Here is a 16652-nt window from a genome sequence, read left to right as displayed (position 1 = left end):
CAGTGAGTAATCCCAGGGTTGTTGAAACGTGCTTGTATTTGTTAACGAATTTGCTGCCCCGTCAGGAGATACCGACAAATTTCGAACAAATTTCGCTTTTTTGAAAACATCCATTTGGTACAACGGTCCTGCCCAACTGGGGGGCGATGTTTGTAGGTCACGGGGGCGACCGCACAAGACGCGCATCACCAAAGATGCGGGAGACGTGCGAACGCCATTGTCGTTGTGGCAATGCAGTGAACACGCTAGGGCGCGACGGGTTGTTGTCGCGATCCTCGCCACCGTCAACCGGTGGCTCTTCTCCCGACCGGCATCTGAGGTACGCGCAGGTAGCCAGATCCGGCATGTGCCGGGGACGGTACAGGTAAATGGTTTCTGTGGCCCGGCCCTTCGGCACCGGCCAGCCACAGCGTAGGAGAAGACGATGTCGAATAACTTCGATGACCCGAATGCGTCCAACCTGATTGGTCTGTGGGATTTTCTGAACAGCGGCCCCAAGAAAGATACCGGGCTTGCCGATGGCATTGCCCAGGATGGTCACCTGCAGGGCGATGCGTCGATCTCGGGCGGGGCTCTGCACACGGGCGGCTGCGGGATGTTCGAGGTGAATGGCGGGAATGACGCGCCGTTCAACCTTGCCGAAGGGACGATTGCCGTCGAATTCACGCAAAACGACCATATCGGTTCCTCACCGGATACGATTGTCAATCGCGGCGAACAGGCGGACGCGAACCAGGAGGGGTGGTTCGAGATTAGCGTCACCCGCGAAGGCGCCGTTCAGGTCTGGCACTGCGACAACGGGCATGATGTGAACCTGACCACCGGCCCGGGGTTCTTTGACGAAGGCGACACGATCAAGGCGAGCTACTCTTGGTCTCCGGATAACGGCTTGGTCTTTGAGGTGCAGAACCTGACACAGGGGACCGACGCGACCGTATCGGCGGAAAACCCCGGTCTGACCATGGATGTCACCGATAATGACGACGAAAGCTGGACTTTCGGCGCGCGGGAAACAGATGACGGCCAGTATGGCAATCATTTCGATGGCTCGATTAATTACGTGGCCATCTACAACACCGACATTTTGACCGGCGGCGGCCTTGGGCCCGAGGCGGCTGATGATCGTGCCACAGGAGATGAGGACACAAACATCGTTATCGACGTGCTGGATAATGACGATGATCCCGATGGAGATCCGCTGTCGGTCACGGCGGCCACGGATGGCGCCAACGGCACCACAGAGATCAACCCGGATGGCACGATCACCTACACGCCGAACGCCAATTTCAATGGCGAAGATACGTTCAGCTATACGATCAGCGATGGCAACGGCGGCGAAGACACCGCCACGGTCACGGTAACGGTCGATGCGGTCAACGACGACCCCGACGCCGCGGATGATGGTGCGGCGACCGGTTTCCAGGCCGATGTAGTCATCGACGTTCTGGACAATGACGATGATGTGGATGGCGACCCGCTGACCGTGACCGAGGCCGGCAATGGCGCCAATGGCACTACCACGATCAATCCCGACGGCACCATCACCTATTCGCCCAATGACGGGTTCACCGGCACCGACACCTTCACCTACGCGGTCAGTGACGGTCAGGGCGGCAACGACACTGCCACCGTGACCGTGACAGTGGGCGCCGACATGCGCGACGGCATCGTCGAGGGGACGGCGGGCGATGACCTGATCGACGTGGCCTATACCGGCGACCCGGATGGCGACCGCATCGACAACATGGATGAAATCCTGCCCGGCGAAGGGCCGAATGACGATGTCGTGCGGGCGGGCCGCGGCGACGATACGATCCTTGCGGGTGAGGGTGATGACGATGTGCGCGCCGGGCGCGGTGATGACCTGGCCCTGGGCGGTGTCGGCGACGATGTGCTGCGCGGCAACCGGGGCGATGACACGCTGATCGGTGGCGCGGGCGATGACACGATCATCGGGGGGCAGGGCGCCGATGACCTTCTGGGCGGCGCGGATCAGGATACGTTCCGCGGCATTACCGACGGCGATGTGGTTGACGGCAACGAGACCGGCATTGATTTCGACACGCTCGACCTGACCGGCGCGGCGGAGGCGGAAAATCCCGGCGGTGGCCTGACCATCACCTATACCTCCGCGGATCAGGAGGACGGGTTTGTCGAGTTCACCGATGCCGATGGCAATGTCACCGGCTCGATGCAATTCGCCAATATCGAAAACATCATCCCTTGTTTCACGCCCGGATGCGTGATTGCGACACCGCGCGGTGAAAAACATGTCGAGGATTTGAAGGTCGGGGACCGGGTGATCACCCGTGACAACGGGCTGCAGGAAATCCGCTGGATCGGGAAGCGGCATCTGAACCGGCGGGAGCTGCAGCAGGCGCCGCACCTGAAACCCATCCTGATCCGCGCCGGATCTCTGGGTCATGACCTGCCGGAGCGTGACCTGCTGGTCAGCCCGCAGCATCGTATCCTTGTGAACAACGACAAGACCGCCCTTTATTTCGAAGAGCGCGAAGTCCTCGCGGCGGCCAAGCACATGACTGGTCTGGACGGGGTGGCGCAGGTGGAAACATCCGGCACAACCTACATCCATTTCATGTTCGAACAACACGAGGTTGTTCTGTCGAACGGATCCTGGACCGAGAGCTTTCAGCCCGGCGAACAGGTACTTGACGGGATGGGCGGCGCGCAGCGGGATGAGATTTTTGACCTCTTCCCCGAATTGCGCGGCGATGCCGGTATCCAGGGGTACCAGGCCGCCCGGAAGTCATTGAAACGGCATGAGGCGCGATTGCTGGTTGAATAGGAATGCAGCCGATTGGCCCCGGGGGGCGGGCCGATCATCGAAGTCGGACAGGGGCTGTTCCGGTTTCAAGATGGACAATCCCGGTCATTGGCCGGGATTGTTTCATTTCTGGCGCTCTAAGTGGTTGGATACTCAGTCGAGGCAGCCGGTGCGTTCGCGCCACTCGGTCCAGTCTTCGGGCGTGTCGAGGTCCGTGGTGGCGCGCCTGTCGGGCAGAGGGATCGTCATCACGTCCTCGCCCATCATGATGACCCGCGCCCCCTGATCCCCCGCCAACCCGCGCAGGGCGCCAAAGTATCGCCCCGGGAAGATTACCGGATGGCCGGCCCGTCCATCGCTGTCAGAGGCGCGCAGGATGGTCTTGCCGTCGAACTGCCGTATCATCGTGGTCAGGTCCGCGGTCTCGATCTCGGGGAGATCTGCCAGCAGGATCATCATGCTGTCCGCATCGTGGTTCCGGGCGAAGGTGACCGCGCCGCGGAGAGATGCGGACAGGCCTTCCTCCGCATGATCGACCACCATCAGGTGCAGTTTTTGCGCGGCCATCCCTTCGACAATCGCCTGCCGGTCCGGATTGTCGGGAGGCAGGGTGACGAGAACATCCATCCCGGTGGCAAGGGCCACTGAGACCTGCCTTGCGAGAAGGGGCTGGTTTCTGACGCATTCCAGGAGCTTGTCGCGTCCCCGCATCCTCGACGAGGCGCCGGCGGCGGGGATCACGATCAGCATCAGCCGCGCATCCGCGCGCCATCGGCGTCAAAGAGCGGTTCGGTGATGAGGCGGGCAGGGCACATCTCGCCCAGGATCTCGATCTCGACCTGCAGGCCGTCGCGGGCCCGCTCGGTCGGAATCAGGCCAAGCGCGATCGACTTGCCCGCATAATGCGAATATCCGCCCGATGTGCAGAAACCCTGCACCTTACCATCGATCCAGATCGGCTCGTAGGCAGCGACATCGGCATCCTGCGCCTCTACCTCGAATGCGCAAAGCCTGCGCTTGGCGCCGGTCTCGCGTTCTTCGGTGGCGGCTTCGCGACCAATAAAATCCATGTTCTTATCAAAACTCGTAAAGCGATCCATGCCGGTCTCACCGGGCGTATAGTCGGGTGAAAACTCATTGAGCCACGAACCGAAGAATTTGTCGAGCCTCAAGGACATCATTGCCCGCATGCCGAAGGGCCGCATCCCGTGGTTTTGCCCCTCGGTCCAGAGCGTGTCCCATAGCGCCCGCTGCGCCATCGGATCGCAATAAATCTCGTAGCCGAGATCGCCGGTGTAGCTGACCCGCTGCACGAGGCAATCGACCATGCCCACGGTGATATGACGCAGATCCATGAACCGCATGTCGCTCACCTCGTCGCGGGTGCAGGCCGAGAGCACGTCGCGGGCGCGCGGCCCCGCGATCTGGAACCCGTTCAGCCGGTCGGAGATGTTTTCGACGATCACGCCCTTGACCTCGTTCATCTCGAACCAGCGCATGTGATTGGCCTGCGCGCCGTAGGATGCGGTCAGTTGGAACGCTTCGTTGCTGAGGCAGGAGATCGTGAAATCTCCGATCAGCCGCCCTTTATGGCTGAGCATCGGCGTGAGGCTGATCCGCCCGGGCTTGGGCAGGCGTCCGGCCATGATCCGGTCGAGCCAGATGCGGGCGTTCTGCCCGGTCACCAGGTATTTGCCAAAATTATGCACCTCGTTGATGCCCACAGCCTCGCGCACGGCCTTGACCTCGCGCGCCGTGGCCTCGAACGCGTTTGATCGGCGGAAGGAGGGTGTTTCAAAACGCGGCTCATCGCCTTCGGCGAAATAGTTCACCACCTCAAGCCCGTATTGCTGCCCCCAGACCGCGCCCATCTTGTCGAAGACGTCATACATCGGCGTCTGCAGGAAGGGGCGCGCGGCGGGTAGTTCTTCGTTCGGATAGGCGACTGAGAACCGTTTCTGATAGTTCTCGATGACCTTGGGCCGCGTATACCCGGGCGTGATCCAGTCGCCATAGCGCGCCACATCCATCGCGGTCACGTCGCGCTCGCATTCGCCCTCGATCATCCATTGCGCCAGCATGAGGCCCACACCGCCGCCCTGGCTGAACCCGGCCATGACGCCACAGGCGGACCAGTAATTCTTCATCCCCGGCACGGGACCCACCAGCGGGTTGCCATCAGGGGCGAAGGTAAACGGCCCGTGGATCACTGATTTCACACCCGCGGCCTCAAGCACGGGGAAACGGCGATACGCAAATTCGATACTGTCCTCGATCTTGTCGAGGTCATCAGGCAGAAGCTCATGCCCGAAATCCCAGGGCGTGCCATCTACCGCCCAGGGTTTGCAGGGCTGTTCATAGAAGCCGATGCACAAGCCCCGGCCTTCCTGCCGCAGGTAGCTTTCGCCCGCCGGGTCCATCACATGCGGGTGCTCTTCGTCACGTTCATAGATCTCGGCGATCTCGTCGGTGACGATATACTGATGCTCCATCGGGTGCAGCGGCAGGTAGACGCCCGCCATCGCCCCCACCTCACGCGCCCAAAGGCCGCCGGCATTCACCACGTGTTCGGCATGGATGGTGCCCTTGTCGGTGACCACGTCCCATGTCCCATCGTCGCGCGGGTTGGTCTCGACCACCTTGCAATGGGTCTCAATGGTGGCCCCGCCCATACGCGCGGCCTTGGCATAGGCGTGGGTTGTCCCACTTGGATCGAGGTGGCCGTCAAGCGGATCGTAAAGCGCGCCCAGGATGCCGTCGGTATTGGTGATCGGGGCGATCTTGCGGATTTCATCGGGGCTGACGATTTCGGTCTCAAGCCCCATGTAGCGGTGCTTGGCTCGTTCTGCCAGCAGCATGTCGAACCGGTCCTTGTTATCGGCCAGCGTCATACCACCCACGTGGTGCAACCCGCAGGACATGCCGGTGATCTCTTCGAGCTCCTTGTAGAGCTTGATCGTGTACCCCTGAAGCGCGGCCATGTTGGTGTCGCCGTTGAGCGTGTGAAATCCCCCCGCCGCGTGCCATGTGCTGCCGCTGGTCAGTTCCGAGCGTTCGATCAGCATCACATCCGACCACCCGAGTTTGGTCAGGTGATAGAGAACGCTGCATCCGACAACCCCGCCGCCGATGACGGCCACTCTTGTGGTGGTTTGCATGAAATCCCTTCCCGATGGTTTGACACACCCTTTCCCAAGACCATCCTGACCTGCCCGCCTGAAAACGACAAGATCAGTCGCAAGTGGTGTGAATGTACCAAAATTGATCCAAACTCACCAATTTTGTACCTCATGACGAAAACCGGCAAAATCTGACGCATTCGTAAACCGTTTTTGGCGGGCTACGTCTAAGTTTGTCGTGAAAGGGCAAACACCGGCGGCGCAGAATCGGCACTCTGGCCCATAGGACAACAAGGGAAGAACCATGAAAACCCACGCACAGGCAGTAGTTATTGGTGGCGGCGTCATCGGATGCTCGATCCTCTACCACCTCACGAAATTGGGCTGGACCGATGTTGTCCTGCTGGAACGCGATGAATTGACTTCCGGGTCGACCTGGCACGCGGCGGCCAATATCCACGGTCTGCATGACAGCGCCAATATCTCGCGGCTGCAGCACTACACGATGACGCTCTACAACTCGCTCGAGGAGGAGACCGGCCAGTCCTGCGGCGTTTTTCAGCCCGGCTCGCTTTACCTCGCACAAACCGAAGCGCGCGAGCATCAGCTCAAGCTGCAGGCCGCGAAGGCCAAGCTCTACAACATGAACTTCTCGGAAATCACGCGCGAGCAGGCCGAGGAACTGCACCCGCTGGTCAATTTCGACGGTATCCGCTGCATCATGTGGGAACCCGATGGCGGCAATGTGGACCCCTCGGGCGTAACCAACGCCTATGCAGTCGGCGCGCGGCAGCGGGGGGCGGAGATTTACCGGTTTACCCCGGTGACCGGCACGACGCAGAAGCCCGACGGCACCTGGACGGTGGAGACGCCGAAGGGGAACATTGAGACCGAATGGGTCATCAATGCCGCTGGCCTCTGGGGCCGCGAAGTGGCGGCGCTGGCGGGCATCGAATTGCCCCTGCAACCGACGGAGCACCAGTATTTCGTCACAGAGACCATCGACGAGATCGACCAGATGGATCGCCGTCTGCCGTCGGTTGCCGACCGCGATGGCGAATATTACCTGAGGCAGGAGGGCAAGGGCCTCCTCATTGGCGCCTATGAGCAGGACATGAAATTCTGGGCCGAAAACGGCACGCCGCTGGATTTTGCCCATGACCTGTTCGCCGACGATCTCGACCGGATCATGGATAACGTCATGCGTGCAATGGACCGTGTGCCGGTGGCTGCCGAGGCGGGCGTCAAGCGCGTCATCAACGGGCCGATGATCTGGTCGCCTGACAGTAACGTGATCCTGGGTCCGGTGCCGGAGCTCAAAAACTACTTCGTCTGCGGCGGCATCATTCCGGGCTTCTCGCAATCGGCGGGCATGGGCCTCATGGTGGCGCAATGGCTCACCACCGGCGAGATGGAATATGACATGTTCCCCTGGGACATCGCGCGGTTCGGCCTCTGGGCCAACAACAAGGAATTCGTCAAGGCCAAGGTCGCCGATCAATATGGCCACCGTTTTGCGATCCATTACCCGAACGAGGAACGTGCCGCGGGCCGTCCTCTGAAAACCCGTCCGGTCTATGAGATGCAAAAGGAAATGGGCGGTGTCTTTGGCCTCAACTACGGCTGGGAGCACCCGCAATGGTTCGCCGGGGAGGCAGGCGCGAAAGACACTAACGGTTTCACCCGACAGAACTGGTGGGGCCCGGTGGGCGAGGAATGCAAGATGCTGCGTGATCGTGCGGGCATCATCGACATCTCGAACTTCGCCAAATACCGCTGCAAGGGGCCGGGGGCTTCGGACTGGCTCAATTCGGTCTTTGCCAACCGGATGCCCAAGGGCATTGGCCGGTCCTGCCTGACGCCGCTCATCGGGGTGCGCGGCGGGATTGCGGGCGATGCCACCGTGACCCGCGTGGCCGAAGATGAATTTTGGATCGTCTCATCCGGCATGGCCGAGCGGTATCACAAACGCTTCTTCGACTCTGTCCCGCTGCCTGAAGGCACCACGTTTGAGAGCTTCACCGAAGCCATGTGCGGCTTCAACGTCGCAGGCCCGAAGTCGCGCGAATTGCTGCAACGACTGACCAATGCGTCGCTCGCGACCGAGGATTTCCCCTTCATGCGCTCCCAGCAGATCGAACTGGCCGGGGTCAAATGCCTGGCGCTTCGGGTCAGCTTTACCGGTGATCTCGGGTGGGAGCTGCATTGCAACACCGAGGATCAGAAACGTCTTTACGAGGCCCTGATCGAGGCGGGCAAGGAGTTCGGTGCCGGTCCTGTGGGCGCGCGCGCGCTCATGTCGATGCGGGTCGAGAAAGGCTATGGCTCCTGGTCCCGCGAATATTCGCCCGAGTACTTCCCGCACGAAGTTGGCCTCGACATGCTCTGCAAGATGGACAAGGACTTCCTCAACAAGGCTGCGGCGCAGGAGGCGCTGTCAAAGCCCACCCGCGAAAACCTGGTGCTTATCCATATCGACGAAGAAGCGACAAAGGCGTCGAACGCGGATGCGACCGGCGGCGAGCCGATCTTCAAGGATGGCAAGGGAATCGGCCGCGTGACCTCGGGCACCTATGGCTACACCGTGGGCATGTCGCTGGCGCTTGGCTATGTCCGCACGGGCGAAGCCGCCCCGGGTGACGAGGTGGAGGTCATGGTACTGGGTCAGCCGCACAAGGCGCGTATCCTGCACGAGCCGCCATTTGATCCCAAGGGTGAGAAACTGCGTGCCTGACGAAACGAGGCACGGCAGATCAACGACCCCGAAAAAACGAAAAGGTGCGCCGTCGATGCGCACCTTTTTTTGTTGGTCCTGAATTGGCGGGGTCAGATCGCCGTCGCGGATTTTTTGTCGGTTGCCCCATTCCGGCCACGGGCGGTCACTCCTTGATCGTCATCTCGCCGAAGGTGACGGCATTCCCGTCGAGATCCTTTAGCACCCACCGTGCCGCGAAAAGCTGATGCTGGCGGGTTTCCCAACCGTTGTCGTCGCGCGTGAATTTGGGTCGCCACGATCCTTCGATCCGCGCCGGGTAGCGCAATGTGTTGACATCGACCGTGGTGCCGGCCTTTTCCGCCACCTTGCGCGCGTGGGTCAGTTTTGCCTGGAGCAGGGCGACGATCGGTTTGGCCTGTATCGTGCGCCGCCCGGGGAAAACCACTTCGATCGCGCTATTGCCTTCGATGAAACCCTTTACGATCAGGTCGTTACGCGAATTCTTGGCCGTAAGCGGCACCAGGTTCACGATCAACTGCACGATATCGTTCTTGAAAATGCCCCGGTCCTCATAGGCCGGGGTAATTTCCGAGGCGGGTTTGCGGCGTTCGAACATCATCCAACTCTGTTACTGGCGTAGACCACGGGTGACACGCCCGGCATTGCCGGGATGCGGCGGCAAAATAGCACCGAAACCGTTAAGGGAGGATAAATCCGGCCCGGAGAGGCCCGCAAAAACGCCACCCGGCCCGATGGCCTAAAGGGGCCGGATCTTGAGCCGGGTAATGCGGTTATCCTTGACCTCGACCACTTCGAAGCGGAAGCCGTGGAAACTGAAGACCTGCCCGACCACCGGGATGATCTGCGCCTCGTGGATCACCAGACCCGCAATGGTGTTTGCCTCTTCATCCGGCAATGTCCAATCGGTCGCGCGGTTCAGGTCGCGGATGGTCATCGCACCATCGACGAGGAAATTGTTATCGGTGGTCTGCTCGACGGGCAGTTCTTCGTCATCGTCGAACTCGTCGGTGATCTCGCCCACGATCTCTTCGAGGATGTCCTCAAGCGTGATGAGCCCTTCGAGCGTGCCATATTCATCGACCACCAAAGCAAAATGGCTGCGCATGCGCAGGAACTGACGCATCTGGTCATCGAGCGTCGTGGTTTCGGGCACGAAATAGGGCTTGCGTGCGACGCTGCACACATCGAACCTGTCCAGCGCGTCGAGCGAGGCGTTTGGTCCGGTCACCAGCTTGTGCATCGCGCGCAGCAGGTCCTTGGCATGCACAACGCCAATGATGTTGTCGGGGTCGTTGCGATAGACGGGCAGGCGGGTGTGGTTGCTCTTGAGGCATTGCCGCAAGATGGCCTCCGGGTCGGATTCCGCGTCGATCATCTCGATCTGCGAGCGGTGCAGCATGATCTCTTCAACGGCCCGCTCGCCAAGGTCCAGCGCGCCCAGGATACGGTCACGGTCTTCCTTTTCGACCACCCCTTCGGAATGGCCCAGGTAAAGCGCCCCGGCGATTTCCTCGCGCACGGCCAGGATATGGCTGTCCGGGTCGATCTTGACGCCAAAAAGGCTCAGGACACCGCGCACCAGCCATCGGACCATCGCCACGATCGGGGCAAAGACCTTGATGACATAGACGATGATCGGCGCCGTGCGGGAGGCCGCCGTTTCGGAATTGGTGATGGCATAGGTCTTGGGCAGCACCTCGGCGAAGATCAGCACCAGAAGGGTCATGATGAGCGTCGCCAGTGCCACGCCGCTTTCGCCAAAAAGCCGCGTGAACATCGCCGTGGCAAGCGACGCCGCCAGAATGTTCACCAGGTTGTTGCCCAGCAGGACCGAGCCGATGAGGCGTTCATTATCCTCGGTGATCTCAAGTGCCTTGGCCGCTCCCTTTGATCCTTTCTCCGCCTGCGCCCGCAATTTGCCGCGCGATGCGGCGGTCAGCGCGGTTTCGCTGCCCGAGAAATAGGCCGAGAGAACCAGTAGGGTGAGAATTGATGCCGATGTGACCCAGAATGCACCGTCGATCACGGGGGATGAACCTTCCATTGCTGCCTTTATCCTTTTATCCACTGTGGTTATGGGGTGCGCGCGCACGGCAATCAAGGGATCATCGGTGATGTTTGTGCAGGATCTGGGGCAATTGGACGGGCCGGTGCTCCTCTTTGGCGGGCCGTATTCGAATTTGCCCGCAACGCAGGCGCTGTTCGATGTCGCGCGGGATCGGGGCATTGGCGCGGATCACATGATCTGTACCGGTGACGTCGTGGCCTATTGCGCCGATCCGGCCGAGACCGTCGCGGCCATCCGGGCGTCGGGCTGCGCGATCGTCGCGGGCAATTGCGAGAAGCAGCTTGCGGCCAATGAGATGGATTGCGGCTGCGGGTTCGAGGCGGGCAGTGCCTGCGATTTGCTGTCTGCGGGGTGGTATGCCCACGCGGATCGCGCCATCGGGGCCGGGGATCGCGCCTGGATGGGTGGTGTGCCGGATATCGTGACCTTCATCCACCAAGGCCGCCGCGCGGCGGTGATCCACGGCGGCGTGACCGAGATCAGCCGGTTCCTCTGGCCCACCAGTCCGGAGGCCGAGTTCGAGGCAGAGATCGACCACCTGACGGGTCTGATCGGGGCGGTCTATATGGTGATTGCCGGGCATTGTGGCATCCCGTTTGTGCGATCCGTGGGGGCGGTGGACTGGATCAACGCGGGGGTGATCGGGATGCCGCCCCATGACGGTCGCCCCGAGACGCGTTATGCCGTCATGAGCGACGGCACCGTTACGATCGAGCGTCTGCGCTACGATCATGCGGTGGCGGCAGACCATATGCGCCAGCGCGGTTTGACCCAAGGCTATGACAATGCGCTTCTGAGTGGTTATTGGCCGTCGGAGGAGGTATTGCCGCCCGATTTGCGCCGTCCGGCCTTGGCCAGCGGGTGATGCTCCAGCACAAGGTCCTTCAACCGCTCGTCCAGCACATGGGTATAGATCTCGGTCGTGGCCACATCCGCATGGCCCAGAAGGGTCTGGATCGCGCGGAGATCGGCACCATTGGCCAGCAGATGGGTGGCAAAGGCATGGCGCAAGGTATGCGGCGTCACCTTGGCCGGTGAGACCCCGGCGAAGACCGAAAGCTCCTTGATCAGCATGTAGAACCGGTGCCGCGTCAGATGCCCGAGCTTGCCCTTCGACGGAAAAAGATAGGGCGAGGGTGGCGCGCCCTTGGCCCGCGCTGTCTCTTCGGCCTCATCTCGGAGCTGAAGCCAGACGGTGAGCGCCTCGCGCGCCGGCGGGGACAGGGGCACCATGCGTTCCTTGCCGCCCTTGCCGCGGATGAGCAGCAGCCGCGGATCGCCCCGCGCGGCGGCCACGGGCAGCGAGACCAGTTCGCTCACCCGCATGCCCGTGGCATAGAGCAACTCCATGAGACAGGTGTTGCGCTGACGGTCTGTGGCGCTGCGCGCGGACTGCCGGGCGGCGTCGAGAAGGCGATCCACCTCGGCCTCCGACAGTGTCTTGGGCAGGCGTTGATCGCGGCCCGGCCCCTTGATGCGAATGGCCGGGTTATCCTCGCGCAGCCGCTCTTCGAAGGCGAAACGATAGAGCTGCTTGATCGCCGAGAGGCGACGCGCGCGGGTGGATTTGGCAAGGCCCTGGGCATCGCACCAGATCAGGTAGGCTTCGACATCCTCCTGACCGGCTGTTGTCAGCGAACCGCCCTTACTGGCGAGCCAGGTCGAGAAGTCCTCCAGGTCGCGGGCATAGGCGGCCAGGGTATTCTGCGCGGCCCCAAGCTCGGCCGCCTGTGCCTCGAGGAAATTGCTGACCCAATGCCGGTCGGTTGCCATCACGTTTTCCCGAGGATCAGGACCTGCAGCGCGGCGCGGCGCGCGGTGTCCTCCAGCCCGAGAAACCGCAACGTGGCCAGCGCATCGGCCAGAAGGCGGGGATTGCCGTCCCGGGCACGCTCCAACTGGTTGGCGGCGCGCAGGATCGCCTCACCGATCTTGCCGTCGCGGATCAGCGCCGCCTGGTCCCGGCCCGGGCGAGATGCGTCAAAGCCGCGGGCAATGGCCTGCTCCTGGCCGGTTCGGGCCTTGGCGAGGTCCGGTATGCCCATGGTCAGACCAATCAGGAATTCCTGCTCCCGGTCGGGCGTGGCCAACATGTCCCTGGCCTGCTCGTAATCCTCCGACAGAAGCGTGATGGCAAAGGAAAGCGCCTGCGCGCCGGGGGGCAGTTCATGGGCGCGCAGCGGATTGGCGAAAAGCTGGGCGAAGCTCGTGTAAAGGCCACGGCTGCGCATCAGTTTCCAGGCGCGCGGCAAACTATTGGCGATCTTGTCGGGGGCATTGGCGTCGAGCGCCGCCTCAAGCGCCTGCACGGCGCGAACACGGTCCCAGACACCGCCCGATGCGGCGGGTTTGCGATCCGTGTAAAGACCAAGAAGCCGGTTTGCGGGCAGGGCGGATGTCCGCGACAGGCGCTCCGCCGCCTCGATCTCGGTTCGCCAGCCCGCGGTGTCCCGCAGATCGGCCATGGCAAACGCCCGCGGCAACCGGTTTGTCGGGTAGGGACTTCCCGCGGCCTCGAAGAGCCGGAAGGTCAGCGGGGTCATCTCGCGGGGTGGGGTTGGCAAGGCGGTGACCTCGATCATCTCGGGGTCGAGGAAGAGACCAAGCAGGACGGCGTCGGTTTCCGACAGCGAATCCAGCCCAACGGCAGTCTCGTAGGTCAGCGCCGCTGTGGGCCAGTCGCCGTTTCGCGCGGTGCAATAGATGCGCGCGGCATAGCTTTTGCTGAGCGCGGGGGCTTGGCGCAGGGATTTGCAGGCCTCATCCTCATCCCCGGTCAGCAGCGCCAGATCGAGCCAGGTGTCGAAAAGCGCGGGCGTCTGCGGCCCGGCGCGCTCAATAAGGGCCCGCGCGGGATCAATCGCGCCAAACTCAATAAGCGCGTCGACGCGGGCCGTGAGGAAACGGGTGCTGGTGCCCGCATCGGCGGGGGCATCGGCCTCGGTCAGCAGCAGCGTGTAGTAAAGCGCCTGAAGCGCCGGAAGCGGCTCGGCCGGAATGCGGCTCAACGCCTCGGTCAGATCGGAGGTGTGGCTGACCGTCCAGAGCGATGTGGGCAGGCCCGTCGTGCTCGAGGGCAGGAGGCCCACGGCATCGGCGCTCGCGGTCTCAAGCGGCATGACATCCACGCTTGGCGCGGCGGCGCTGTCGGCGATGTCGGGTTCGCGCGGCTGACCGGCGGGTTGGGCGATGGGGACCGCCACAAGCTCATCAAGCCAGTCGATCGCGGACAGGGGTTGCTGTTGCGCGAAGGTTGCAGTCCCGACAAAGGCACCCAGAAAGGCGGCTTTAACCGGTCTCAAGGATGATTTCCTGGCGAATCTCATCAGAGGGCGGCGTGAAATCCACCCCGAAAAACGGGCCGATATAGGCATAGCCGACCAGGCCAATAAAGGCCAAACAGGCCATATAAATCAGCCATTTAAGAAGTCGCAACATTGTCGTTCTGCCCGTTCTGGATATTCTTTTGTCAAACTATAACTGGCCTTTTGGGCAAGATCACGTCATTCAAGGGCAAAATATTGATTTTGGCAGGGGAGCGCCGAGGCGTGGCGGCGGCAGAAAGCTGGAAATTAAGGAAAACCGTCGTGCTGGTGGGCATGATGGGCGCGGGCAAGACGGCGGTCGGCAAGGCCCTCGCGGCGCGGCTTGACGTGCCGTTTCTCGATTCCGATGCCGAGATTGAAACCGCCGCGAACATGACCATCGCCGAGATCTTCGAGCGTGATGGCGAAGCTTTTTTCCGCGATCGCGAAACCGAAGTTCTCGACCGTCTGTTGGAGAACGCCTGCGGTATCCTGTCGACAGGTGGCGGCGCGTTCCTGTCGGCGCGCAACCGCGAACTTGTCTCGGCCAAGGGCGTGTCGGTCTGGCTCAATGCTGATCTCAACTTGCTATGGAACCGGGTAAAACACAAGAATACCAGGCCATTGCTGCGCACACCTAGTCCAAAACAGACGTTAACCGATATCTACAATCAACGCGTGCCGATCTATCGGCTGGCGGATTTAAGCGTCAAGGCGCAGCCGGATTATTCGATCGAAACGATGGCCGGACATGTGCTGAATGCGCTTGCGACCCGGCCCGATGTTCTGGAGGTTTTGTCATGATGGAAACGGTGCATGTCGGTCTGGGTGACAGGGCCTATGACATCGAGATCGGGCCAGGGCTGCTGGCCCGGGCGGGTGAGCTTATCCGGCCGCTCCTGAAGCGTCCCGAGGTCGCGATCATCACCGAAGAAAACGTGGCGCAACTGCATCTGGCCGGATTGCGCGCGGGGCTTGAGGCGGCGGGTATTTCTGCCACGGCCCTGACATTGCCGCCGGGCGAAGCCACCAAATCCTGGCCGCATCTTGAACGGTCGGTCGAATGGCTTTTGGCCGAGAAAATCGAGCGAAATGATGTGGTTATTGCCTTTGGTGGCGGCGTCATCGGTGATCTGGCGGGCTTTGCCGCAGCGGTGATGCGACGCGGGGTGCGGTTTGTGCAGATCCCCACGAGCCTTCTGGCCCAGGTCGACAGCTCGGTTGGCGGCAAAACGGGCATCAACGCTCCGCAGGGCAAGAACCTGATCGGGGCCTTTCATCAACCCAGTCTGGTCCTCGCCGATACCGAGGTGCTGGGGACGCTCACGGAACGCGATTACCTGGCCGGATATGGCGAGGTGGTTAAGTACGGCCTTCTAGGTGATTCTGAATTCTTTCAATGGCTTGAAGGGAATGCCTCACGTGCGGCGGCGGGGGATATGGCCGCGCGGATCGCCATCGTCAAACGCTCGGTCGAGATGAAGGCCGACATTGTCGTGCGCGACGAGAAAGAAGCCGGCGACCGGGCGCTTTTGAACCTGGGCCATACGTTCTGTCACGCGCTGGAGGCGGCGACCGGCTATTCCGACCGGCTCTTGCATGGCGAGGGGGTTGCCATTGGCTGTGCGCTGGCATTTGAGCTGTCGGCACGGCTCGGGCTGTGCTCGCAGGAAGATCCAAGCCGCGTGCGTGCCCATCTGCGCGACATGAAGATGAAGGTGGATCTAGCGGATATTCCAGGGGAATTACCGCCGCCGGATGCGCTGATCGAGTTGATGAAGCAGGACAAGAAGATGATGAGCGGGAAACTGCACTTCGTGCTGGCGCGCGGCATCGGGGAGGCGTTTGTCACCGCTGATGTGCCACTTGACGCGGTACAGTCGGTGCTCAGCGACGCCATGGATCAGCGGAGCCGCGCGGGGGGGTGATCTTGCCCGGTGCGGAGCCGGTAGCGTGTTCACCCGGTGCGGTTTGCGTTTCCCTTCAGAAGCCAGCCGAAAAGCAGCACCGCCAGGATCGACCCGACGATCTGGGCGATGATGAATGCGGGTACATCCGCGGGCGCGATCCCGGCGAATGTATCACTGATCCCGCGGCCGATGGTCACCGCCGGATTGGCGAAGGACGTGGACGCGGTGAACCAGTAGGCGGCGGTGATATAGAGGCCGACCAACCACGGCACCGCCTCGGCACGGAAGCGGATCCCGGCAAGAATGATGCCCACCAGGCCAAAGGTCGCGACGATTTCGGCAATCCATTGCGGGCCGCCGGTGCGCGCGGTCTGAGAGATCTGCACCAGATCGAGATTGAACATGGCGTGGGCGAGGATGCTGCCCGCCAGCCCGCCCGCGATCTGGGCGGCCATGTAGGGGATAACCTCGGCCAACGGGGCTTCGCGCCGCAGGGCAAAGGCGAGGGTGACGGCGGGGTTGAAATGCGCCCCCGAGATCGGCCCGAGGATGGTGATGAGCACGACGAGGATAGCACCCGTCGGGATCGTGTTGCCCAGAAGCGCCAGGGCGACGTCATCAGTCAACGTATCGGCCATGATCCCGGAGCCGACGACAGTGGCAACGAGCAGGCAGGTTCCAAGCGCCTCGGCGGTGAGGCGGCGGGGCAGGTCGAAGGTCATTCAGGT

At 62.0% G+C, this 16652-nt stretch carries 13 protein-coding genes; 5 read left to right on the top strand and 8 right to left on the bottom strand.

Going from position 1 to position 16652, the window contains the following annotated elements:
* Positions 1-424 precede the first annotated feature (424 nt).
* Positions 425-2806 carry a Hint domain-containing protein gene (locus RBB29_RS15185; RefSeq protein WP_306114520.1) on the top strand — a complete coding sequence of 794 codons (2382 nt, stop codon included), beginning with the start codon at positions 425-427 and terminating at the stop codon, positions 2804-2806.
* 132 nt (positions 2807-2938) lie between these two features.
* On the opposite strand, the gene RBB29_RS15180 is transcribed toward RBB29_RS15185, so the two are convergent.
* Entirely contained in the window at positions 2939-3535 is a 597-nt protein-coding gene (locus RBB29_RS15180; protein ID WP_306114519.1) for a nucleotidyltransferase family protein, read from the bottom strand.
* A complete protein-coding gene (locus tag RBB29_RS15175; protein WP_306114518.1) occupies positions 3535-5943 on the bottom strand; it encodes an FAD-dependent oxidoreductase in 2409 nt (802 codons plus the stop codon). The genes RBB29_RS15180 and RBB29_RS15175 overlap by 1 nt, the downstream gene beginning before the upstream one ends.
* A 265-nt stretch (positions 5944-6208) precedes the next feature.
* Here RBB29_RS15175 and RBB29_RS15170 point away from each other — a divergent pair, with 265 nt between their 5' ends.
* The gene (locus RBB29_RS15170; RefSeq protein WP_306114517.1) at positions 6209-8638 is read left to right on the top strand and encodes an FAD-dependent oxidoreductase; all 2430 of its coding nucleotides are present in this window, start codon (positions 6209-6211) and stop codon (positions 8636-8638) included.
* A gap of 145 nt (positions 8639-8783) precedes the next feature.
* Here RBB29_RS15170 and RBB29_RS15165 read toward each other — a convergent pair whose 3' ends face one another.
* Positions 8784-9239: a hypothetical protein gene (locus RBB29_RS15165; protein ID WP_306121175.1), complete on the bottom strand. Its 456-nt coding sequence runs from the start codon at positions 9237-9239 to the stop codon at positions 8784-8786.
* Between the two features lie 138 nt (positions 9240-9377).
* Entirely contained in the window at positions 9378-10685 is a 1308-nt protein-coding gene (locus tag RBB29_RS15160) for an HlyC/CorC family transporter (RefSeq protein WP_306114515.1), read from the bottom strand.
* A 70-nt stretch (positions 10686-10755) separates the two neighbouring features.
* Here RBB29_RS15160 and RBB29_RS15155 point away from each other — a divergent pair, with 70 nt between their 5' ends.
* The gene (locus tag RBB29_RS15155) at positions 10756-11574 is read left to right on the top strand and encodes a metallophosphoesterase (protein WP_306114514.1); all 819 of its coding nucleotides are present in this window, start codon (positions 10756-10758) and stop codon (positions 11572-11574) included.
* On the opposite strand, the gene RBB29_RS15150 is transcribed toward RBB29_RS15155, so the two are convergent.
* The 3 genes from RBB29_RS15150 to RBB29_RS15140 are packed head-to-tail and all read right to left on the bottom strand — an operon-like array spanning position 11511 to position 14147.
* Positions 11511-12482 (bottom strand): site-specific tyrosine recombinase XerD, encoded by a 972-nt coding sequence (locus RBB29_RS15150; protein ID WP_306114513.1) that lies wholly within the window; start codon positions 12480-12482, stop codon positions 11511-11513. The two genes, RBB29_RS15155 and RBB29_RS15150, sit on opposite strands and share 64 nt — an antisense overlap.
* Positions 12482-14011, bottom strand: coding sequence for a hypothetical protein (locus tag RBB29_RS15145; protein WP_306114512.1), 1530 nt, complete (start codon positions 14009-14011; stop codon positions 12482-12484). Before RBB29_RS15145 ends, RBB29_RS15150 begins: the two co-directional genes overlap by 1 nt.
* Positions 13998-14147 carry a hypothetical protein gene (locus RBB29_RS15140; protein ID WP_306114511.1) on the bottom strand — a complete coding sequence of 50 codons (150 nt, stop codon included), beginning with the start codon at positions 14145-14147 and terminating at the stop codon, positions 13998-14000. Before RBB29_RS15140 ends, RBB29_RS15145 begins: the two co-directional genes overlap by 14 nt.
* Before the next feature lie 50 nt (positions 14148-14197).
* On the opposite strand from RBB29_RS15140, the gene RBB29_RS15135 reads away from it, so the two are divergent.
* Complete coding sequence (locus RBB29_RS15135) at positions 14198-14818, top strand: shikimate kinase (protein ID WP_371931507.1); 621 nt, start codon at positions 14198-14200, stop codon at positions 14816-14818.
* A complete protein-coding gene (aroB, locus tag RBB29_RS15130) occupies positions 14815-15942 on the top strand; it encodes a 3-dehydroquinate synthase (RefSeq protein ID WP_306114510.1) in 1128 nt (375 codons plus the stop codon). Before RBB29_RS15135 ends, aroB begins: the two co-directional genes overlap by 4 nt.
* A gap of 29 nt (positions 15943-15971) precedes the next feature.
* Here aroB and RBB29_RS15125 read toward each other — a convergent pair whose 3' ends face one another.
* A complete protein-coding gene (locus RBB29_RS15125) occupies positions 15972-16646 on the bottom strand; it encodes an MIP/aquaporin family protein (RefSeq protein ID WP_306114509.1) in 675 nt (224 codons plus the stop codon).
* Between the last annotated feature and the right edge of the window lie 6 nt (positions 16647-16652).

It is taken from the genome of Roseovarius sp. MMSF_3359 (assembly GCF_030733385.1).
In the GTDB taxonomy this organism is placed as follows: Bacteria; Pseudomonadota; Alphaproteobacteria; order Rhodobacterales; family Rhodobacteraceae; genus Roseovarius.
The sequence above is the reverse complement of the archived record's forward strand: the minus strand, read 5'-3'. Positions and strand labels throughout refer to the sequence as shown.